This window comes from Leisingera sp. S2M4 (genome assembly GCF_055398055.1).
Genome location: NZ_AP040861.1, coordinates 2,892,412 through 2,912,877, shown reverse-complemented (window position 1 = coordinate 2,912,877; position 20,466 = coordinate 2,892,412). Strand labels below are relative to the sequence as shown.

Genomic DNA, 20,466 nt, shown 5'->3' with positions numbered 1-20,466 from the left:
ACATAACAAGGGGGAGGTGCCGCGATGGGCGACTATGAAATCGGACGAGTTATCTATCTGGTGATCCTGCTTGTTGCGGTCGGGTCCTGGGTCTTTGTCCAGAACCGCAACTCCCTTGGGAAGGCCGCGCAAATGTTCGCGGTCTGGATCTTCATTTTTCTCGGCGTCATTGCCTCCTATGGGCTGTGGGATGACATCCGCCAGACCGTGCGCCCGCAGCAAAGCGTCGCGCAAGAGACTGGCCGCGTCGAAGTTCCACGCTCGCGCGATGGGCACTACTACCTCACCCTCGAGGTCAACGGCACGCCGGTCGAGTTCCTAGTCGACACCGGTGCCAGCCAGGTTGTCCTCAATGAGCGCGATGCAGAGCGCGCGGGCATCGACACCAAGGCCCTCGCCTATCTTGGACGCGCGCGAACCGCCAACGGCGAGGTGCGCACCGCCTCGGTCTGGATTGACGAGATTTCACTGGGTGGCATCACCGATCGCAATCTGCGCGTCTGGGTGAACGAGGGCGAGCTGGAGCAATCCCTGCTTGGCATGGGCTATCTGCAACGCTGGTCCAGCATCGAGATCCGCAATGGCGCTTTGGTGCTGACCCGCTGACCGCCGCCGGTCAGCCGCGACTCCAGCCCCAAGACGGCGCTGGAAGCAGACACCTTTGCCTGAAGTAGCTGGAGACAAGTGTTGCCACCGCCCCGCAGCCATGTAGCGCCGGGTCGGTTCAGCCCTTGCTGGCGGGCGGCAGGATAAAGCCGGTCACCGGATAGACCCGGCCGAGTGCGCCGGGGTTGCTTTCCAGACGCACGGCGGACCAGTCGTTGTTCTTCGACACATCCACCACTGCCATGTCCAGAGACACCCGGTTCCGGCGCCAATTGGCGTGGTTCACCCGAATCCGACGCGGCCCTTCGACCTCGGAGACGACAGCCACGTGACCCAGCGGATTGGACCTTGTGGCGGTGAAGGCCATAACCGCACCGGTATGCGGCGTCTTCTGGCGCTGGTACTGGCCTTTGGCCTGGTTCCACCAGGTTCTTGCATTGCCGTAGATCTCGATCCCGCTGGCGTTGCGGGCGAACGGTACACACCAGACCCTCTGGCCCTTGGACCGCATCGTCTGCGCCACGTCGACTGCAAAGGTCAGCCGTTCCATGTCCACTTCGGCGCGACTGACCGAGCCGCTTTGCATGTCCGCGCAATTCGCAAGTGTCAGCAACATTGCGCCAGCCACAAATGTCAGGCGCGCTCGCCCAAGAACACCTCGTACCTTCATCCGTCCCTCGTGATCGACTTGTCCCAGCCTTACTGGCAGCAGGCATACTGTGGGTTGCACGCTCACGCGAGCAATTCCTGCACAATTGAAACAATCCCGTGAGGAACCGGCGAAAACTCGCCGACCAATCGGGCGGAGGCGCTATTTTTCCGCCTTTTTCTCCCACCGCCCGCTTTCTTCGGACCAGTATTGGGCAGAACAGCCCGCGTCGGTGAGGGACTTCCACTGGACACGCGCGTGCTGGACGGCGTCCGGATCGGTCCCATCGAAAAGAATGCACACCCGCTGCAGGCTCTGCACCTCCTCCGGGCTGACGGCGGCACCGTCCACCGCCATCACGCAGTCTGGCGCATTTGCCGCCTCGGCAGCCGTGGTCAGCAAAATCGGCTGCAACGCATCATGAGGGCCACCCGCCAGGCCGTGGGGCAGAAAGCTGTCAGCAGGCCCCTGCCACAGGCAATCGTCCAACCAGGCCAGTCGCTCCGGATCGCGCCCGCGCACCGCGATCCGCCATCCGACGCCGCGGGCCTTGCCCAGCAGCACCGGCAGCGTCTCCTCCAGCGGCGCGCGCGTCAGGTGATAGAAATAGGCAGCCCCCATGCGTGATTATTCCGCCTCGAACTTGTCCGAGACCAGACGGTTCAGCGCCATCACTCCCCAGCCGGTTGCGCCCTTGGGTGCAAAATCGGTGTCCGATTTGACAGAGGCCACACCCGCAATATCCAAGTGAATCCACGGCACACCGTCCTGAATGAAGCGCTGCAGGAACTGTGCCGCGGTAATCGAGCCGGCGGGGCGGCCACCGACATTCTTCATATCGGCGATACGCGATTTCAACTGATCGTCGTAGGCCTTGCCCAGGGGCATCCGCCAGGCGCCCTCGCCTTCCGCATTTGCGGCCTTGAGGAAAGCGTTGCACAGGGCATCATCGTTGGAAAACACGCCTGCATTTTCGTGCCCGAGACCGATGATGATGGCACCGGTCAGGGTCGCCAGGTCGATCACGGCCGCAGGCTTGAAACGTTCCTGCGCATACCACAGCACATCACACAGCACCAATCGCCCCTCGGCGTCGGTGTTGATGATCTCGACCGTGTCGCCCTTCATTGATTTCACCACGTCGCCGGGACGGATGGCATTGCCCGATGGCATGTTTTCGACCAGTCCGACCAGGCCCACCACATTGGCCTTGGCCTTGCGCAGCGCCAGCGCCTTCATGGTGCCGGCAACAACGCCGGCGCCCCCCATGTCCATGGTCATGTCTTCCATGCCACCCGCCGGCTTCAGCGAGATGCCGCCCGTGTCGAACACCACGCCCTTGCCGACCAGCGCCAGCGGGGCGGCATCCTTGGCACCGCCGTTCCACTGCATCACCGCAACCTTGGAGGGGCTGTCGGACCCCTGCCCGACGCTGAGCAATGTGCGCATGCCCAGCTTTTCCAGGTCCGCCTCTTCAAGGATCTCGACCTCCAGGCCGATGGCCTTCATCTCGTCGATCCGACGGGCGAATTCGGTGGTGGTCAGCACATTGGCCGGTTCGTTGACCAGATCGCGTGTCATATGCACGCCCTCGGCCACGGCCAACAACGGCGCGCAGGTCGCCTCCAAATCGGACGGCACCTTGCTGGCAATCGTCACCTCGGCCCGGGGTGCCTCGTCGGTGGCGGTCTTGTGGCTTTCGAATTCGTAGCCACGCAGGGCAATCCCCAAAGTCAAATCCGCCGCCTTGTTCATATTTCCGACCATCACCGTCAGTGGCTTGCCCGCTGCCACCGAGGCCAGCTTGGCCCCGGCCTTGCGCGCCTCCACCGGGGTCAGCTTGCGCGACAGCACCAACACATCCAAGGCTTCAGCCTGCATCCCGGCGGGCCAGGTAATGGAGACAACCTGCCCGGATTTCACCTTCTTGAAACCGTCCGATTCGATCAGGCGGGCAATGGCGCCCTTGCTCAACCGGTTGGCGGTCCGCGCCGCCTGATCCATGCTACCCTCGGGCGTGACCAGCACCGCAACACGGCCGGTCATGCCGGACAGGGCCTTGGGGTCATAGTCTGCAAAACGGATCGGGGTGAGGCTGCTCATGCCACGTTCTCCTGCTGGGTCGGTTGCTTGTTGAGCAAACAGCTATCGCGCGCGGTCGCGCTTGACCAGACCTCGCTTCGGCCAGAGCCTGCGCGGATCTCGCATCAACCCCAGAATGCAGTTTTCCCCGCGCAGCAAATCCACTAAGGTCCGGCAAAACAACAATGGCAGGATCTGGGGGGATCGGGTGTCAAGATATGACAGATATGTACTGTCTCAGTACCTGCTGTTCTTCGGCTTCTTCGCGCTGATTCTGGTTGCGGTGTTCTGGGTCAATCGTGCGGTTGTGCTGTTTGACCGGCTCATCGGGAATGGCCAGTCGGCGCTGGTATTTCTTGAATTCACCGCATTGACCCTCCCCAACCTGATCCGAATGGTGCTGCCGATCGCCGCCTTTGGCGCCTCGGTCTGGGTCACCAACCGCTTGAACAGCGAGAGCGAGCTGACCGTTCTGCGGGCGACGGGCACCAGCCCCTGGCAGATGGCGCGACCGGCTCTGGTCTTTGGCATCATCACGGCGCTCATGATGTCGGCGCTGACCCACTACCTGTTGCCGACCTCAATCAATCAGCTCGAGCGGCGCGAGAGCGAAGTCTCCCGCAACATCACCGCAAAACTGCTGAGCGAAGGGGATTTCCTGCACCCGGCCAACGGGGTGACCTTCTATATCCGCCAGATCGATCCTGACGGCACCTTGAATGACGTGTTCCTGTCGGACCGGCGCGACCCCGAGGTCACCGTCACCTACACCGGCGCGCGTGCCTTCCTGGTCCGGGACGAGGACAGTGCCCACCTCATCATGGTCGAAGGCATGGCGCAGCGTCTGACGCACCGAAACCAGCAGCTGTCGACCACGTTCTTTTCTGATTTTTCATACGATATCAGTGTCTTGGCAAACAAAGCTGAGAGTTCCGCACGCAATATCCGCGCCATCCCCAGCCTGGAACTGCTGCGCAACCGCGCGGAGGTACAGAAAAAGGACGGCCACAGCCCCGGCGCCCAGGCCGAGGAACTGCACCTGCGGTTCGCCCGCGCGTTGGTCTGTATCGCGGTTACCCTGATTGGTTTCGCCACGCTGATGCTCGGCACGTTCTCGCGGTTTGGCGTCTGGCGTCAGGCGATGCTGGCGTTTGTCATCCTGATCTTCATCGAAGGGCTGCGCGGCGTGGTGTCGGAACCGGTTGTGAAGAACCCCGACCTGTGGCCGCTGATTTATGCGCCGACCGCATTGGGTCTGGCGCTCGCGCTGGTGTTCCTGATCCTCGCGGGGCGGCCCAAAAGGATCCTCGCCGCGACGCCGGAGGCCGCCGCATGACGCTCGATTTCTACTATGCGCGCCGCTTTGTTCAATGGTTCATGGTGATTGTCGCCGTGCTGATGACGCTGGTGCTGCTGATCGATCTCAACGAGCAGATCCGACGTTTCGATTCGGCCGATCTGAGCATGGCTCAGCTGATCGGCCTTACCCTGTTGAACCTGCCTGCGGCGCTCAGTGAGTTTTTGCCGCTGATCATGATCCTCAGCACCATCGTGCTGTTTGTCGGCCTTGCCCGCAGCAGCGAACTGGTGGTGACCCGGGCAGTCGGCCGCTCCGGCATCCGGGCCCTGGCGGCGCCGGTTCTCGTGGCCGCGGTGATTGGCGGGCTGGCGGTCAGCATGTTGAACCCGATCGTGGCGGCCACCACCAATCGCTACCAGGACCTGGCGGAGACCTACCGCAATGGCGGCCCCTCGGCGCTGTCGCTCAGCGGCGAGGGATTGTGGCTGCGTCAGGGCGGCAGCCAGGGCCAGTCGGTGATCCACGCCAAGGGCTACAGCGGCGACGCTGCCGAGATCACTTTGCACGATGTGTCGATCCACAGTTACGCGCAGGACAGCGGCCCAGTCCGCCGGATCACCGCAGATTCGGCACGGCTGGAAGATGGTGTCTGGATCTTGAAGGACGTTAAATCCTGGCCACTGGTGGCCGGTCTGAACCCGGAAGGTGGCGCCGTGCGGCACGCCGAACTGCGCCTGCCGACGACGCTGACAACTGATCGCATCCGCGACACGCTGGGCACCTCCAGTGGCATCTCTATCTATGATCTGCCCGCCACCATCCGCGAACTCTCGCAGGCTGGCTTCAGCACCAAACGATACGAGGTGCTCTACCAGGCGCAACTCGCCCGACCACTGTTCCTGATCGCGATGGTGCTGGTCGGCGCTGCCTTTACCATGCGCCATGCCCGCTTCGGCGGAACCGGACTTGCCGTGTTGATGGCCGTCCTGCTGGGATTCGGGCTTTATTTCATCCGCAATTTCGCGCAAATCCTTGGCGAGAACGGGCAGATCCCGGTGGCCCTTGCGGCCTGGGCGCCCCCCGTTGCCGCGATACTTTTGACTTTGGGACTGCTCCTTCATGCCGAAGACGGGTAATTTGCGCCACAGGCTGCTGCTTTCCGCCGTGTTGCCCTGGCTGGCGCTCGCTGACGCGCCTGTACAGGCGCAGGCAGTGTCACAGCAGGAGCAGACCGCGCCTGCGATGCTGGTCGCCGACCAGTTGTTCATCACGCCGGACCGCACGCTGGTCGCCGAGGGCAACGTCGAAGCCTTCCAGGGCGACACCCGCCTCCGCGCCGCGAAGATCACCTTCGACCAAACCACCGGCACCCTCGACATCGAGGGGCCGATCCGCATCGACCAAGGCGATACGATCACCATTCTGGCCAGCGCCGCGGAACTGGACCGCGATCTGCGCAACGGTTTGTTGACCGGCGCGCGCATGGTGTTTCAGCAGCAACTTCAGCTGGCTTCGCTGCAGATGTCGCGTGTCGGCGGGCGCTATACGCAACTGTACAAGACCGCCGCGACCTCCTGTGATGTCTGCGACGACGGGCGCCCTCCGTTGTGGCAGATCCGCGCCGAACGTGTCACCCACGACCAACTCGAACGACAGCTGTATTTCGAAAGCGCCCAGTTTCGCATTCTCGATGTGCCGGTTGTCTATTTCCCGGCCTTGCGCCTGCCGGACCCGTCACTGGATCGGGCCACCGGTTTCCTGATCCCGTCGCTGCGCTCCACCTCCAACCTCGGAACCGGCATCAAGCTGCCGTATTTCTTCACGCTCGGCCCGCACCGTGACCTGACGTTGGCGCCCTATATCTCCTCCAGCACCCGAACTCTGGACCTGCGCTACCGCCAGGCTTTTCGCACTGGGCGGATCGAGTTCAACGGCGCCTATACCCGCGACGATCTCTACAGTGGCGAAGGCCGTGGATATGCCTTCCTCGAGGGGCGCTTTCAGCTGCCGCGCGACTATCAGCTCAGCTTCGACTTCAAGACCGTTTCCGACGATGCCTATCTTGCTGACTACGGCCTCCCCGATCTCGACCGCTTGCGGTCTGACATCGTTCTGGAGCGGGCCCGCCGCGATCGCCTTCTGCGCGCATCGCTGACGCACTACAAGACGCTGCGGGACAGCGAAATTCAAAGCGAAATTCCCTCCGGCATCGCCGAGGTCTATTACCAGACCCGCCATCATCCGGCCCTGACGGGCGGCGAGCTGCGGCTGACGTTGCAGGGGCACGGCCACCACCGCAGCTCCAGTCTCGAAGGGACGGAAACCGCCAGCAACGGCCGCGACCTGACCCGGCTGACCGCCGACATCGAGTGGCGCCGCAGCTGGCGCCTTGGCTACGGCATCCTGGCCGAGTGGGAAATTGGCGGGGCCGCCGACGCCTTCCGCTCTTATGACGACAGCTTTTATACCGAAAGGCTGACCCGGTTCACGCCGCGCAGCGCGGTGACATTCCGCCTGCCGATGACACGCCAGGAGGCCTCTGGCGCCACCCAGTATCTGGAGCCCATCCTGCAGATTGGCTGGCGCAATGAAGGCAGCGGTGACGTCGCCAGTGAAGAGAGCCGTTTCGTCGAATTCGATCAAGGCAACTTGCTGTCTCTGTCCCGCTTTGCGGAGGCGGATGCGCGCGAAGACGGGCTGACGCTGGTGTACGGGGCCAATTGGGCGCGCTACGCCCCCAGCGGCTGGCAGGCCTACGCCACCGCCGGTCATGTTCTGCGCAGCGAAGCTGACCCGCGCTTTACCAAAAGCTCGGGTCTTGGGGGCACGTCCTCGGACCTGCTGCTGGCCGGGCAGATCAAGTTCGGCAAAGGCCTGGCGCTGTCAACACGCGGGCTGTTGAACGGGTCGTTCAACTTCTCCAAGGCTGAGCTGCGCGGCGACTGGACCACCCACCGCTCCAGCCTGTCGGGCACCTATCTCTGGCTGGGCACCGACCCGGACGAAGAACGCGACGAAGAGACCTCGGAACTCTGGCTCGATGGTCGCTATGACCTCAACCCGAACTGGTCGGCCAGCGCCCGCTTGCGATATGATGTGTCCGATGCCCGCGCCACCCGCGCAGGGCTTGGGGTGGCCTACAGCAACGAATGCGTGACGGTCGACGTTTCGGTCAACCGTCGCTATACCTCGACAACAAGTGTTGAGCCGACGACGGATTTCGGCTTTACCATCTCGCTGAACGGTTTTTCCGTGAACAGCGGCAGCAAACAGTACAGGCGGTCATGCAGCAAGACGTGAAATCCCGGTTCCCGGCATCCATCCTTTCCCGCGCTTTCAACACCGCAGCCGCGCTGACACTGGCTGCCGGGCTGGCCTGGACCGGCCTGCCCGCCGCCGCGCAGAACCTCTTTGCCCCGGCGATCACGGTCAACGATGCGGTCATCACCCGCTACGAACTGGAACAGCGCGCCCGCTTCCAGGCCGCCTTGCGGGTTCCCGGCGATCCGGTGGAAACCGCCCGCAAGGAGCTGATCAACGACCGGCTGAAACTCGAAGTCCTGAAGCAGGCCGGTATTCTGCCCAACGAGGAAGAAATCACCAAGGGCATGGAAGAACTGGCGGGGCGCGCCAACCTGTCTCTGAACGACTTTCTGACGGTGCTGCGCCAGAACGGTGTCGACCCGCAGACGCTGCGCGATTTCACCACGGTGGGCCTTGGCTGGCGGGAATACACCCGAGCCCGCTTCCTGTCCCGCGCCCGCCCCACAGCCGCAGAGATTGACCGCGCCATGGGGCAGGCCGGCAGCGGCACCGTGCAGGTGCTGTTGTCGGAATTTATTGTGCCGCTAACAGAACAGAACGCCGCCCAGGTCGAAGAACTGGTGGAGCACGTCTCCCGCCTCAAGGGGTATGACGCCTTCTCGGCCGCTGCCGCGCAGTATTCTGCCGCCGCCAGCCGCGACGAGGGCGGCCGGTTGCCATGGGTCACGCTGACCAAACTGCCGCCGCAATTGCAGGAAGTGGTGCTGGCCCTGAAGCCGGGTGAAATTTCCGAACCGATGCCGCTGCAGGGCGCGATCGCGTTGTTCCAGATGCGCGGTGTGCGCGAAGTCGAAGGGGCAGCCCCCCGCTACACAGCCATCGAATACGCAACCTACTACCTGCCCGGCCCGCGCACGCCGGAAAACCTGGCCAAGGCGCGCAAAGTCGCCCAAAGCGTTGACACCTGCGACGATTTCTACGGGCTGGCGAAGGACCAAGATCCCTCCGTGCTGGAAATCCACAGCCTGCCGCCCGCCGAGATCCCAAATGACATCGCTTTGGAGCTCGCCAAGCTCGACAATGGTGAAACCTCGACCGCGCTGAGCCGCAACAACGGCGAAACCCTGATGGTGCTGATGCTCTGCGGCCGCACTGCGGATCTGGGCGAAGGCGCCACCCGTGAGGCGGTGGCGAATGCGCTGACGGTGCAGCGGATGACCTCCCTGTCCGACAGCTACCTGCAACAGCTGCGTGCGAACGCGCGCATCGAGATCAAATGACCCGCACCGGGCCGATTGCACTCAGCTGCGGCGAACCCGCAGGGATCGGCCCGGAAATCGCCGCCAAGGCGTGGGCGACCTTGCGCGACAGTTGCCCGTTCTTCTGGATCGGCGATCCCCGTCACCTGCCTCCGGGCACCCCCATTCGTGAAATCACCGCGCCGATGGAAGCCTTGTCCGCCTGCACGGATGCGATGCCGGTCCTGCGGCTGCCCTTTCAGGGCAGCACGGGCAAAGGTCAGGCCGACCCCGCAAATGCGGCAGGTGTGATCCGCGCGATCGAGACCGGGGTCCAGCTGGTGCAGGCAGGCGAGGCCGCAGCCCTGTGCACGGCCCCCATCCACAAGAAGGCGTTGATCGACGGCGCCGGTTTTGCCTATCCCGGTCACACGGAGTTTCTGGCAGCACTGGCGGGATGCGAGCGCGTGGTGATGATGCTGGCCAGCGCGCAGCTGCGCGTGGTGCCTGCCACCATCCACATTGCCCTCGCCGATGTACCATCCATTCTGTCCCCTGCCCTCCTGCGCGAAACCATCGAGATCACCGCGCTCGGCCTGCAACGGCAATTCGGCATCGCAGCCCCACGCATCGCGGTGGCCGGCCTGAACCCCCACGCGGGCGAAGGCGGCGCCATGGGCCATGAAGAACTGGACTGGATCAATGACTTGGTCCGACAGATGCAGTCCGAAGGGCTGGCCGTTACCGGCCCGCATCCCGCCGATACGCTGTTTCACGCCGCCGCCCGCACGCGTTATGACGCTGCGGTCTGCATGTATCATGACCAGGCGCTGATCCCGATCAAGACGCTGGATTTCGATCGCGGCGTCAATGTCACGCTGGGGCTGCCCTTCATCCGGACCTCACCCGACCACGGCACCGCGTTTGACATCGCGGGCAGCGGCAAGGCCAACCCGACCAGCCTGATCGAAGCGTTGAAGCTGGCGCAGGCCATGGCTGCCAGCTCTTGATTCTTTGCCTGCCGGGACATATCCCCAGCCGCAACATCCCCTTCCCGTGCGCGCCCTGCGCCCTGCCCCAAGGTACCTCAGCCACATGAGCGCAATCGACTCCCTGCCCCCCCTGCGCGAGGTGATCGCGAAGCATCAGCTGTCGGCGCGAAAGTCGCTGGGCCAGAATTTCCTCCTGGACCTCAACCTCACCGCCAAGATCGCCCGTCAGGCGGGGGATTTGTCGGGCTGCGACGTACTGGAGATCGGCCCCGGGCCGGGGGGCCTCACCCGTGGGCTGCTGGCCGAAGGCGCCCGGCGGGTGCTCGCAGTAGAAAAGGACGCCCGTTGCCTTCCCGCGCTGCAGGAAATTGCCGACGCCTATCCGGGCCGGTTTGACGTCATCAATGGTGACGCACTGGAGATCGACACGCTGGCGCATCTGACGCCGCCGATCCGCATCGCCGCCAACCTGCCCTACAATGTCGGCACCGAACTGCTGGTGCGCTGGCTGACGCCAAAGGACTGGCCCCCTTTCTGGCAAAGCCTGACATTGATGTTCCAGCGCGAAGTGGCCGAGCGCATCGTCGCCCAGCCCGGCTCGAAGGCGTATGGCCGCCTCGCACTCCTGTCGCAATGGCGTGCCGATGCGCGGATCGTGTTGTCGCTGCCTCCCGGTGCCTTCACCCCGCCACCCAAGGTCTCCAGCGCCGTGGTCCATCTGGATGCCCTGCCCGCGCCCCGCTTCGAAGCCGATGCGGCGGTGCTGAACCGCGTTGTCGCCGCCGCCTTCAACCAGCGTCGCAAGATGCTGCGCGCCTCGCTCAAGGGCATTTCTCCCGAGATCGAAGACCTGCTGCATGCGGCGGGCATCCCCCCGACCGAACGGGCAGAGCAGGTTAGCCTCGAAGCCTTCTGCGCGCTGGCACGCCACGTGGCAGCCGCGGCGCAACGCTGATCCCGGATGGCAGGCATGCAGTTCTCCGCCCCAGCCTCTCCGGAGACAAAGCCGATCTCCCAGCTGTTCCAAACGGCCTTTACCGACGCTGCTAATGCAGAGGAAGGCACTCTGGTAGCAGGTTTGGTGACCGCTTTGCTGGCCGCGCCTGCTAAGGACCATGTACTGGTCTTCACAGCCCAGCAGGAACAGACCCTGACGGGCTGTATTCTGTTCTCTCCGCTGCACTACGCGCAGGACAAACGCCGCGTGGCCCTGCTGTCACCGGTTGCCGTGCATCCAGACTGGCAAGGCAAGGGCGTTGGCTCGGCCCTGATCCGATTTGGTTTGGAACAGTTGCGGCTGGACGGTACAGAGATTGCGGTCACCTACGGCGATCCCGCATACTATGGCCGGTTCGGCTTTCGTCAGGTGACGGCACAAGAATTGCCGCCGCCGCACCCGCTGAGCCAGCCCGTCGGTTGGCAGGCGATGTCAACGGCCGACACCGCGACGGATGCCGCCTCCTTTGCGCCGCTGCAGGGGCCCTGCACGTGCCTCCAGCCGTTCGACGACCCCGCCCTGTGGTAAGCGGAGTTCGGGCCAGGCGACCCACTCAAGGCTCACCACCGGTCAAGCCTTTCCCTCACAGTTAAGACCTGCGCCTTTTGCGCGCCATTACGCTGCCCGGGCCGGACTCAGATAAAAAGACCCCCGCAAGCCTTGGGCTGCGGGGGTCTTTTTATCGAGCGTACAGCCCTGATGTCATGGAGTGGCCAGGCTCGTGGCAAAGGGTTTACTCTGCCGCTTCCGCCGGACCGTCCTCGGGCTTGGGCTTGGGTTTCGTCCGGGTGCGCGGCTTCTTGGCCGGCTTGGCCTCTGCGCTGCTGTCGGCAGCGGCCGCGCCGCCCTCGTCGGAGCCCGCTTGCGGCTGTGCGTCGGGCTGCACTTCGCCCTTGGCGTCAGATTTCGCGTCGGCCTTGGCGGCCGGTTTGCGGGTGCGCGGCTTGCGTTGCGCTGGCTTCTTGGGCTGCGCCTCGGCCGCGGCATCCTCCTGGCCGTGGTTTTCCGGCGTTTCCACCAGACCGCTGCCTTCGCCGTTGCCGTTGTCACCGCGCGGGTCGATCACCTCGGGCTGGGGTGCCGAAGCCGGATCCGCCGGGGCTGCAGCTGCTGCCGCGGCCTCGCGCTCCTGGCGCTCCAGCCGTTCGGCGCGCTCGCGGTCACGCTCAGCCTGGCGTTCGCGGTTCTGACGTTCCTGCTCCTCGCGGCGCGCCTCGATCTCACGCTGCGCCTCGTTGAGCATGCGTAGGTAATGTTCGGCGTGCTGCTGGAAATTCTCGGTCGCAACACGGTCATTGCTCAGCTGGGCGTCACGGGCCAACTGGTTGTATTTATCGATGATCTGCTGCGGGGTTCCGCGCACCTTACCCTCGGGGCCGGAGCTGTCGAACACGCGGTTCACGACATTGGCGCCGTTCGGGCGGTTACGGTTCGACTTGGAACGTGAACGTGATTTGGAAGATCTCATCTGCCTAACGTCAGCCTTGAATTGATGCGCCGCAGACCCAAACATGCGCGCCTCAGCGCCGGATCATCAGCTATTTTGGGCTTGTAGCCGCGGGAACGCCTATAAGGCATTCTCCTCGAGCGGCTTTCTTTGAGTAACCCGTTTTTGGAGCCTCAGACAAGGGGCACAATGGGGTTTTCGGCGTTTTTTCTGACGAAAACCCTATTTATCGCGCTATTTTTCGCTGAAAGGCGGCAAATGCGCGCAGACAACCCGGTCCCGGCCATCAAGGTCCGGCAGAACGGTGATACCGCTCATCCCCGCCTCTTCGAGCAAAGCGCTGACGGCAGCGCCCTGTGTCGGGCCAATTTCCAGCAGGAGCCGGCCACCGGGCTCCAGGTGCGCCGCGATACCCGCCGCAATCATCCGATATGCACCCAACCCGTCGCCACCATCGGTCAGCGCGATGTCAGGCTCATGCTCCCGCACCTCCCGCGACAGCCCCTCCATTTCTTCCAGCGCGATATAGGGCGGGTTGGACACGACCAGGTCAAAGCGCCCCTCGACGTCGGAAAACCAATCCGATTGGCGAATGTCCACACGCGCCTCCACCCGGTGCAAGACAGCGTTGGCGCTGGCCTGCAAGCAGGCGGCCTCACTGATGTCGACCCCCAGCCCCGTTGCCCCCGGCCGTTCGGCCAGCAGAGTTACAAGGATGCACCCCGACCCCAATCCAAGGTCCAGAACCCGTGTGAAGGGCTGCGCCAAGGCGGCCTCGATCAGGATCTCGGTTTCCGGGCGCGGGTCGAGAACGTCCCGCGACACCTTGAAGCGACGCCCGTAGAACTCCCGTTCCCCCAAGAGGTGCGACACCGGCACGCGGATCGCCCGCAGCGAAATCAGCTGTTCATACCGTTCTGCAACTTCGCTCTCCAGCTCTTCCGGCGCGATCAGCGTGACCCGGCTGGCCTCGATCCGCGCCGCATGCGCAAGCAACAGTCGCGCGTCCCGCGCCGGGTCGGGTACCCCTGCCCCCCGCAACCGTGCCGTTGCCGCCGCCATCGCCTGTGCTGCGGTTTCCGCCATGGTCACTGCCCCATCTCGGCCAGAAGCCGCGCCTGGTTGTCCGCGGTCAGCGCGTCGATCACCTCGTCCAGGTCACCGCCCATCACCTGCTCCAGCTTGTAAAGCGTCAGGTTGATGCGGTGATCGGTCATGCGGCCCTGCGGAAAATTGTAGGTGCGGATACGCTCCGAACGGTCGCCCGAGCCGACCTGGCTGGCGCGGTCCGCCGAGCGCTCGCTGTCGATCCGCTGCCGCTCGGCATCATAAAGCCGCGCCTTCAGCACCTGCATCGCGATCTCGCGGTTGCGGTGCTGCGATTTTTCCGAGCTCGTCACCACGATGCCGGTAGGAAGATGGGTAATCCGCACGGCGGAGTCGGTGGTGTTCACATGCTGCCCGCCCGCGCCGGACGACCGCATGGTGTCGATCCGCAGATCATTCGGATCGATTTGGATGTCCACGTCCTCGGCTTCCGGCAGCACCGCCACAGTGGCGGCCGAAGTGTGGATGCGCCCACCGCTTTCGGTCGCAGGCACCCGCTGCACCCGATGGACGCCGGATTCATACTTCAGCCGGGCAAAGACATTCTCGCCCTTGATATGCGCCACGACTTCCTTGATGCCGCCCAGTTCGGTCGCCTGCTCTTCGATGATGTCAAACTTCCAGCCGCGCGCCTCGGCGTAGCGCTGGTACATGCGCAGAAGGTCTCCGGCAAACAGCGCCGCCTCGTCGCCGCCGGTGCCGGGGCGGATCTCCAGCATGGCCGGGCGCGCATCGGCCGCATCCTTGGGCAGCAGCGCCAGCTGCAACGCGCGCTCGGCCTCGGGGATCGCGGCCTTCAGCGCCGGGATCTCTTCTTCGGCCAGATCCTTCATGTCCGGATCCCCCAGCATCGCTTCGGCCTCCGCCAGATCGCTCAGCAGCTTGCGGTAGGAGCTCACCTGCTCGGCCACCGGGCGCAGGTCAGAATACTCCTTGGCGAGGGCCGCAATGTCGCCGCCCCCGGCGCCATCCGCCATGGCAGCTTCAAGATACTGAAACCGTTGCAGGATTTGTTCCAGCCGTTCCTCGGGGATCATGGACGCGCCTATTCTTGTTCATGTTTTGGCAGTTGACCCCCATGTGATATGCTAGAGCCATGCGACATGCCAGAGTCCTTATTAGCACAATCTTCATGGGCCTGCCTTCCACAGCCGCGCTGGCGGATGTGACCGGACCGGGTGGCAAAACCATCGACTGCTACTGCACCGATAAATCCGGTGCCCGCGTCGAACTGGGCGAGATGCGCTGCCTGCAGGTGGACGGGCGCATGTTCATGGCGCAGTGCCAGATGTCGCTGAACGTGCCGATGTGGCGCGAGGTGCAAAGCAGCTGCCTGTCGGCCTCGCTGCCCACAGCCCCCTCGGTATCGCCCTCGCCGCCGGAGCTGCCCCAGCTCGCGCCCCCTTCGCGGCCAGACCCGCGCCGCCTGTAGCGGGCGGGCAGAAGCTCAACGGGAATGCCCTGGCTGCTCCCGGCATCCCCGCCCCGTCACTTTAGTCCACGAATGGGGTGGAGCCGTCCCAGACGCCGCTGCTTGCCGTCGGCACCGTTGTCGGCGCTGATGTGGTCGGCGGCTGAGCAACGATGTGGTCCTGGCCTGTGCCCGCGATGGCCGCGGCAGGTCCCCCAGCGGCACATCTGCCCGAAAATATCTTGTAATCCGGTGCGGTTGGCAGGACGGAGACTTGGAACTCCGCAACCGCACGATTGCCGCACAAGGTGTTCGCGGCGTGGGAGCGGATTTCCTGCTCGGTCCAGTCAGCACCGGCACCACCGCTGAACCGGCCATTCCCGTCATAGTTGAAACGCAGCTCATTGCTCGCGGGGGCACCACCGCAGGCAGCCAACAGCGCGCAACAGGCCAGCGTCAACCCCGGCCCGGTAAATTTCTTGCTCATGGAAATCCCTCTTTATCCAATTAAAACAATGCTCTTTCGCCCAGCCTACAGTCACCTCCCAGCAATGGAAAGCCCCGCCATTGCTTCGCGCAACACCTGATCAATAGTGGCGCAGCGACCGCAGGCCAGCGTAGCTTGCCCTTGACGCGGAATGACGATCTCACGCGGGACACGCCTTAAGGGGAGCTCTGATCCCTGACAGCACCGAAACACAGCCAGTTTCTTCGCGGGGAAGCGCCCGCACCGCGCCCTTGCGCGGTGCCACGCCCAACGGTGAGGGGTTTTGCAAGAAACCCGCGAACCGGCGGGAGGACCGCCGAGAAGATCAGGGCGCGTCCCACTCCATCTCGGCCAGCCATCGGTTGATGCGCTCGCGGTTGGCCCCCAGGTCCGAGCGGCCAAAGCGCAGGCGCGCGTAGACCTTCAGCAAGTCGCCATCCTGCGCAGCCGTGGTGTAATCGGGGAAGCCCAGCACCTGGGTGCGGGTGATATAAGTCACCATGCCGTCCTGCGGCCCGCCCGCCAGAACACTGGTGCGCGGCGCCGAGCTGGCGATCTGATGGAAGCGCTCCAGCCCGCCGGGGCCGGTGCGCACCACCCGGAAGACGCCGCCCTGAAACTCCTTGTCCTCGGACAGTTCCGGCTGGGTGTTCCAGTCCAGGGGATCGCTCGGCGCCAAGCGGATAAAGCCCAGCACAGCGACAACTGCAGCCAGGGCCAGCCAGACCAGCAGCATCAGTCGCTTCATTGCGCAATCAAGGTCAAGCCCTGCCTCCTCCTCGCGCCCGCCGCGGCGGCAGGTCCTGCCCAGCGCCGGTCGCTTACCTCGTCTTTACTCCCGGCAGCACGCACAGCAGCTCATACAGCAGGTTGGCGCCAACCAGTGCCGTATTGCCCGAGGGATCATAGGGCGGCGAGACCTCGACCAGATCGCAGCCGACGATATTGATCCCGCGCAGCGCACGGATCAGCTCCAGCGCCTGCGGCGTGGTCAGCCCGCCGATTTCAGGCGTGCCGGTGCCCGGCGCATAGGCCGGATCAAGGCTATCGATATCATAAGAGACATAGACCGGCCTATTGCCGATATCGCGACGAATTTCCGCACCCATCTGGTGCAGCGAGCGCCCCCACAGCTCCTGCGCCGGAAAGTGCTGGAAGCCCCAGCCCTGCGCCTCGGAGAAATCGGTGGCCGCGTAGCCGGTGCCACGGATGCCAATCTGATAGGTCTTGTCGGGAACGATCAGCCCTTCCTCGTAGGCACGGCGGAACACGGTGCCGTGGGTTTCGCGCTCGCCGAACATCTCGTCGTTCACATCCGCATGGGCATCGACATGCACCAGCGCCACCGGGCCGTATTTGTCGGCAATGGCGCGCAGGATCGGCAGGGTGATCGAATGATCGCCGCCCATCGCCATCGGGATCACCCCACCCGAGAGAATGGCCTCATAGCTTTCCTGGATGATGCGCAGCGAATCCGGCAGCGAGAAGGTGTTGATCGCCAGATCGCCGATATCGGCCACGTTCAGGCTGTCAAAGGGCGCCGCGCCGGTCGCCATGTTGTAGGGGCGCAGCATCGCGCTTTCGGCACGGATCTGCTTGGGGCCAAAGCGTGTCCCCGACCGCCAGGAGGTGCCGATATCCATCGGCACCCCAAGAACCGCCACGTCCAGACCTTCCAGCGAGGTTGCCTGCGGCAGCCGCATGAAGGTGTTCGGGCCCGAAAACCGCGCCAGGTCATTTCCGCTGATCGGTTGATTGAACTCAGTCATTGTCCCTCATGTTCCAGCCCAGAAGGCAGATGATCTCCATCGCCACATGTGCCCCGGCAATAGCAGTTGCACCCGTGGTGTCAAAGGGGGGAGAGACCTCGACCACGTCGCCGCCCTTGAGATTGATGCCCGCAATGCCACGCAGGATGCGCGCCGCCTGGGCCGAGGTCAGCCCGCCCCAGACCGGCGTGCCGGTGCCGGGCGCATAGGCCGGGTCCAGCCCGTCGATGTCAAAGCTCAGGTAAGCGGGGCGCTCACCGACGATCTCCCTGATCCGCCGCGCGGTCTCATCCGGGCCGATCTCATGCACGGTGGGGGCGTCGATGATGTTCACGCCCAGCGTGTCCTCGTTGGTGGTACGGATGCCCACCTGCACCGAGGTCGCCGGATCCACGATCCCCGATTTCACCGCCTTGTAGAACATGGTGCCGTGATCGACGCGGGAGAAATCATCATCCGGCCAGGTGTCGGTATGGGCGTCGAACTGCACCAGCGAGATCGGGCCGTATTTCTCGGCATAGGCCTTCAGGATCGGAAAGCTGATGTAGTGGTCACCGCCCAGCGTGACGGATGCGGTATCGGTCTCCAGGATGCCGCGGATGTGCTGCGTCAGCGTCTCCGGCAGGGCCGGAACATTGGCATAGTCGAACGCCAGGTCGCCATAGTCGACGATTGCCAGCTCGCTCAGCGGATCATAACCCCAGCCATAGGGCGCATCCGGGCTTTGCAAGGCGCTGGCCTCGCGGATCGCCCGCGGTCCCAGCCGGGTGCCGGGGCGGTTGGTGACGGCTTGATCAAATGGCACGCCTGTCACCGCGATATCGGCATGGGTCAGGTCCTTGGTATATCGGCGACGCAGGAAGGACAGCGCCCCGCCAAAGGTATTCTCGAACGTCAGCCCTTTCAGATCATCCCGGGTAAAAGCCTGGTCAACCTGCGTTTTGGCATCTTCCAGCGCCATGTCGTCACCTCTCTGCTGTGAACGCGGCCGGATGGCCGCCAGTAATTTGATCAAATACCGGCTTCCGGCGCGCTTGTCACCTCTCCGCAGCGGCTGCTGCTCAGCTCAGGGGCTGCGCGCGCTCCACCAGCCGGGCAAAGAAGGAGGCACCGATCGGCGCGATCTCGTCGTTGAAGTCATACTTGGGGTGATGCAGCCCGGCGCTCTCGCCCTGGCCCAGGAACAGATAGGCACCGGGGCGGGCCTGCAGCATATAGGAGAAATCCTCTGCCCCCATCTCGCGGCCGCCGTCAGGTTCGACATTGTCGGTGCCCGAAATTTCACGCGCGACCTCCACGGCGAACCCGGCCTTTTCCGCATCGTTGATGGTCGCCGGGTAGCCGACCTCATACTCCAGCTCCGCCTCGACGCCGTAGCTGGCGGCCTGCCCCGCCACGATTTCCTGCATCCGCTGCATCACCATCTTCTGCACCTGCGGATTGAAGGTGCGCACGGTGCCGTTGATGTAGGCGGTGTCGGGGATCACGTTGTCGACAGTGCCGGTGTGGATCTGGGTGACCGAGACCACCAGGTCCTCCAGCGTGTGGTGGTTGCGGCTGACGATGGTCTGGATCGCCTGGGCAATCCCGCAGGCGGCCATCACCGGGTCGCGGGTCTCATGCGGCATGGCGCCGTGACCGCCCTTGCCCTGGATATGGATGTGAAAGGTGTCCACCGCCGCCATCAGCGCGCCCGGCGTGGTCAGGAACTGCCCGACCGGCAGACCCGGCGCATTGTGCAGCGCGTAGACCTCGCCGATGTCAAAGCGCTCCATGATGCCTTCCTCGACCATGATGCGGGCCCCGCCGATCGCTTCCTCGGCGGGCTGGAAGATCAGCGCCACGCGGCCTTTGAAGTTGCGCGTCTCCGCCAGGTATTTCGCCGCCCCCAGCAGCATGGTGGTATGGCCGTCATGGCCGCAGGCATGCATGTTGCCCGCATGGGTCGAGGCATAATCGGCACCGGTTTCTTCCGGGATCGGCAGCGCATCCATATCCGCGCGCAGGCCAATGGTCGGCCCCTCGCCCTGACCGTTGATGATCGCCACCATGCCGCTGGTGGCGATGCCCTCGTGCAGCTCGTCCACGCCGATCTCGCGCAGCCGCTCGGCCACGAAGGCCGCGGTCTTGGGCAGGTCCAGCGCCAGTTCCGGGATCTGGTGCAGATGCCGCCGCCAGGTCTTCATTTCATCGGCATAATCGGCAATTCGGTTGACGACCGGCATGGGGGTGGACTCCTGTTCCAGACTCGGGATGATGCATCTGACACTGAACCAAGCTGAGCCGCAATGCCCGAAACTGACCTGATCCACGACGAAACCGCCGGCATCGAACGCCTGCTGGAAATCATGGCGCGCCTGCGCGACCCCAAGACCGGCTGCCCCTGGGATATCGAGCAGGACTTCGCCTCCATCGCTCCCTACACCATTGAAGAGGCTTACGAAGTTGCCGACGCCATCGAACGCGAAGCCTGGGATGAGCTGAAGGGCGAGCTGGGCGACCTTCTGTTCCAGTCGGTCTTTCACGCCCAGATGGCCGCCGAGGCGGGGCATTTCACCTTTCAGGACGTGGTCACCACCATGGCCAACAAGATGGTCAGCCGTCACCCGCATGTCTTCGGCGACGAGAGCCGTGAGAAATCTTCCGAACAGCAGACCCGGGACTGGGAGGCAATCAAGGCGGCCGAGCGCGCCGACAAATCCGAGACTGGCACGCTGGACGGGGTCGCCATCGGCCTGCCCGCCCTCTTGCGCGCCTACAAGCTGCAGAAACGCGCCGCGCGGGTCGGCTTTGACTGGCCCTCGGCCGACAACGTCATCGCCAAGATCCACGAGGAATGCGCCGAGCTGGTCGAGGCCCGCGACAGCCTCACCCAAGCCGAGGTCGAAGAGGAATTCGGCGACCTTCTCTTCGTGATGGCCAACCTCGGCCGCCATCTGGGAGTGGAGCCCGAAGCCGCCCTGCGCGCCGCCAACGCCAAGTTCACCCGCCGCTTCGAGGGCGTCGAGGCCCGGCTCGCCGCCCGCGGCAAACGCCCCGAGGACAGCGACCTTGCCGAAATGGACGCGCTGTGGGAGGCGGTCAAGGCGGACGAGCGCGGCGAAGCCTGACCCGGCT

Annotated in this window: 21 protein-coding genes; 10 read left to right on the top strand and 11 right to left on the bottom strand. The window is 64.2% G+C overall.

Going from position 1 to position 20,466, the window contains the following annotated elements; all coding sequences use genetic code 11:
- The first annotated feature begins 24 nt into the window (after positions 1-24).
- A complete protein-coding gene (locus tag ACZ52D_RS14130) occupies positions 25-606 on the top strand; it encodes a retropepsin-like aspartic protease family protein (RefSeq protein ID WP_222453400.1) in 582 nt (193 codons plus the stop codon).
- Positions 607-724: 118 nt separating this feature from the next.
- Here ACZ52D_RS14130 and ACZ52D_RS14125 read toward each other — a convergent pair whose 3' ends face one another.
- The 3 genes from ACZ52D_RS14125 to ACZ52D_RS14115 form a co-directional block, all read right to left on the bottom strand.
- Positions 725-1,222 (bottom strand): CHAP domain-containing protein, encoded by a 498-nt coding sequence (locus tag ACZ52D_RS14125; protein WP_464441696.1) that lies wholly within the window; start codon positions 1,220-1,222, stop codon positions 725-727.
- Positions 1,223-1,417: 195 nt separating this feature from the next.
- Positions 1,418-1,876 carry a DNA polymerase III subunit chi gene (locus tag ACZ52D_RS14120; protein WP_464441695.1) on the bottom strand — a complete coding sequence of 153 codons (459 nt, stop codon included), beginning with the start codon at positions 1,874-1,876 and terminating at the stop codon, positions 1,418-1,420.
- Between the two features lie 6 nt (positions 1,877-1,882).
- Positions 1,883-3,358, bottom strand: coding sequence for a leucyl aminopeptidase (locus ACZ52D_RS14115; RefSeq protein WP_464441694.1), 1,476 nt, complete (start codon positions 3,356-3,358; stop codon positions 1,883-1,885).
- A 187-nt stretch (positions 3,359-3,545) separates the two neighbouring features.
- Here ACZ52D_RS14115 and lptF point away from each other — a divergent pair, with 187 nt between their 5' ends.
- The 7 genes from lptF (at position 3,546) to ACZ52D_RS14080 (ending at position 11,656) form a co-directional block, all read left to right on the top strand.
- Positions 3,546-4,673, top strand: coding sequence for an LPS export ABC transporter permease LptF (gene lptF, locus ACZ52D_RS14110; RefSeq protein WP_417472291.1), 1,128 nt, complete (start codon positions 3,546-3,548; stop codon positions 4,671-4,673).
- Entirely contained in the window at positions 4,670-5,773 is a 1,104-nt protein-coding gene (lptG, locus tag ACZ52D_RS14105) for an LPS export ABC transporter permease LptG (RefSeq protein ID WP_464441693.1), read from the top strand. The genes lptF and lptG overlap by 4 nt, the downstream gene beginning before the upstream one ends.
- A complete protein-coding gene (locus ACZ52D_RS14100) occupies positions 5,757-7,937 on the top strand; it encodes an LPS-assembly protein LptD (RefSeq protein ID WP_464441692.1) in 2,181 nt (726 codons plus the stop codon). Before lptG ends, ACZ52D_RS14100 begins: the two co-directional genes overlap by 17 nt.
- Positions 7,922-9,181: a peptidylprolyl isomerase gene (locus ACZ52D_RS14095; protein WP_369924805.1), complete on the top strand. Its 1,260-nt coding sequence runs from the start codon at positions 7,922-7,924 to the stop codon at positions 9,179-9,181. The genes ACZ52D_RS14100 and ACZ52D_RS14095 overlap by 16 nt, the downstream gene beginning before the upstream one ends.
- Complete coding sequence (gene pdxA, locus ACZ52D_RS14090; protein ID WP_464441691.1) at positions 9,178-10,149, top strand: 4-hydroxythreonine-4-phosphate dehydrogenase PdxA; 972 nt, start codon at positions 9,178-9,180, stop codon at positions 10,147-10,149. Before ACZ52D_RS14095 ends, pdxA begins: the two co-directional genes overlap by 4 nt.
- A gap of 85 nt (positions 10,150-10,234) precedes the next feature.
- Positions 10,235-11,086: a 16S rRNA (adenine(1518)-N(6)/adenine(1519)-N(6))-dimethyltransferase RsmA gene (gene rsmA / locus ACZ52D_RS14085; RefSeq protein WP_464441690.1), complete on the top strand. Its 852-nt coding sequence runs from the start codon at positions 10,235-10,237 to the stop codon at positions 11,084-11,086.
- Between the two features lie 6 nt (positions 11,087-11,092).
- A complete protein-coding gene (locus tag ACZ52D_RS14080; RefSeq protein ID WP_464441689.1) occupies positions 11,093-11,656 on the top strand; it encodes a GNAT family N-acetyltransferase in 564 nt (187 codons plus the stop codon).
- A 205-nt stretch (positions 11,657-11,861) separates the two neighbouring features.
- Here ACZ52D_RS14080 and ACZ52D_RS14075 read toward each other — a convergent pair whose 3' ends face one another.
- From ACZ52D_RS14075 to prfA, 3 genes are all read right to left on the bottom strand, one after another.
- Complete coding sequence (locus tag ACZ52D_RS14075; protein WP_464441688.1) at positions 11,862-12,596, bottom strand: DUF4167 domain-containing protein; 735 nt, start codon at positions 12,594-12,596, stop codon at positions 11,862-11,864.
- A 213-nt stretch (positions 12,597-12,809) separates the two neighbouring features.
- Positions 12,810-13,661, bottom strand: a complete 852-nt coding sequence (gene prmC, locus ACZ52D_RS14070) for a peptide chain release factor N(5)-glutamine methyltransferase (protein ID WP_464441687.1) — start codon at positions 13,659-13,661, stop codon at positions 12,810-12,812.
- Positions 13,662-13,663: 2 nt separating this feature from the next.
- Positions 13,664-14,719 (bottom strand): peptide chain release factor 1, encoded by a 1,056-nt coding sequence (gene prfA / locus ACZ52D_RS14065; protein WP_464441686.1) that lies wholly within the window; start codon positions 14,717-14,719, stop codon positions 13,664-13,666.
- Between the two features lie 59 nt (positions 14,720-14,778).
- Here prfA and ACZ52D_RS14060 point away from each other — a divergent pair, with 59 nt between their 5' ends.
- Positions 14,779-15,114: a hypothetical protein gene (locus tag ACZ52D_RS14060; protein WP_464441685.1), complete on the top strand. Its 336-nt coding sequence runs from the start codon at positions 14,779-14,781 to the stop codon at positions 15,112-15,114.
- A 61-nt stretch (positions 15,115-15,175) separates the two neighbouring features.
- Here ACZ52D_RS14060 and ACZ52D_RS14055 read toward each other — a convergent pair whose 3' ends face one another.
- From ACZ52D_RS14055 to ACZ52D_RS14035, 5 genes are all read right to left on the bottom strand, one after another.
- On the bottom strand, positions 15,176-15,580 hold the full coding sequence (locus tag ACZ52D_RS14055) for a hypothetical protein (RefSeq protein WP_464441684.1): 405 nt from the start codon (positions 15,578-15,580) through the stop codon (positions 15,176-15,178).
- Between the two features lie 325 nt (positions 15,581-15,905).
- Positions 15,906-16,328, bottom strand: coding sequence for a DUF1499 domain-containing protein (locus tag ACZ52D_RS14050; RefSeq protein ID WP_222453416.1), 423 nt, complete (start codon positions 16,326-16,328; stop codon positions 15,906-15,908).
- Between the two features lie 73 nt (positions 16,329-16,401).
- The gene (gene speB / locus ACZ52D_RS14045) at positions 16,402-17,349 is read right to left on the bottom strand and encodes an agmatinase (RefSeq protein WP_222453417.1); all 948 of its coding nucleotides are present in this window, start codon (positions 17,347-17,349) and stop codon (positions 16,402-16,404) included.
- Complete coding sequence (gene speB, locus ACZ52D_RS14040) at positions 17,342-18,310, bottom strand: agmatinase (RefSeq protein ID WP_222453418.1); 969 nt, start codon at positions 18,308-18,310, stop codon at positions 17,342-17,344. The genes speB (ACZ52D_RS14045) and speB (ACZ52D_RS14040) overlap by 8 nt, the downstream gene beginning before the upstream one ends.
- A 100-nt stretch (positions 18,311-18,410) precedes the next feature.
- Positions 18,411-19,574, bottom strand: a complete 1,164-nt coding sequence (locus tag ACZ52D_RS14035) for a M20 aminoacylase family protein (RefSeq protein ID WP_464441683.1) — start codon at positions 19,572-19,574, stop codon at positions 18,411-18,413.
- A 63-nt stretch (positions 19,575-19,637) separates the two neighbouring features.
- Between ACZ52D_RS14035 and mazG the strand changes: the two genes are divergently transcribed.
- Positions 19,638-20,459 carry a nucleoside triphosphate pyrophosphohydrolase gene (mazG, locus tag ACZ52D_RS14030; protein ID WP_464441682.1) on the top strand — a complete coding sequence of 274 codons (822 nt, stop codon included), beginning with the start codon at positions 19,638-19,640 and terminating at the stop codon, positions 20,457-20,459.
- Positions 20,460-20,466: the final 7 nt, after the last annotated feature.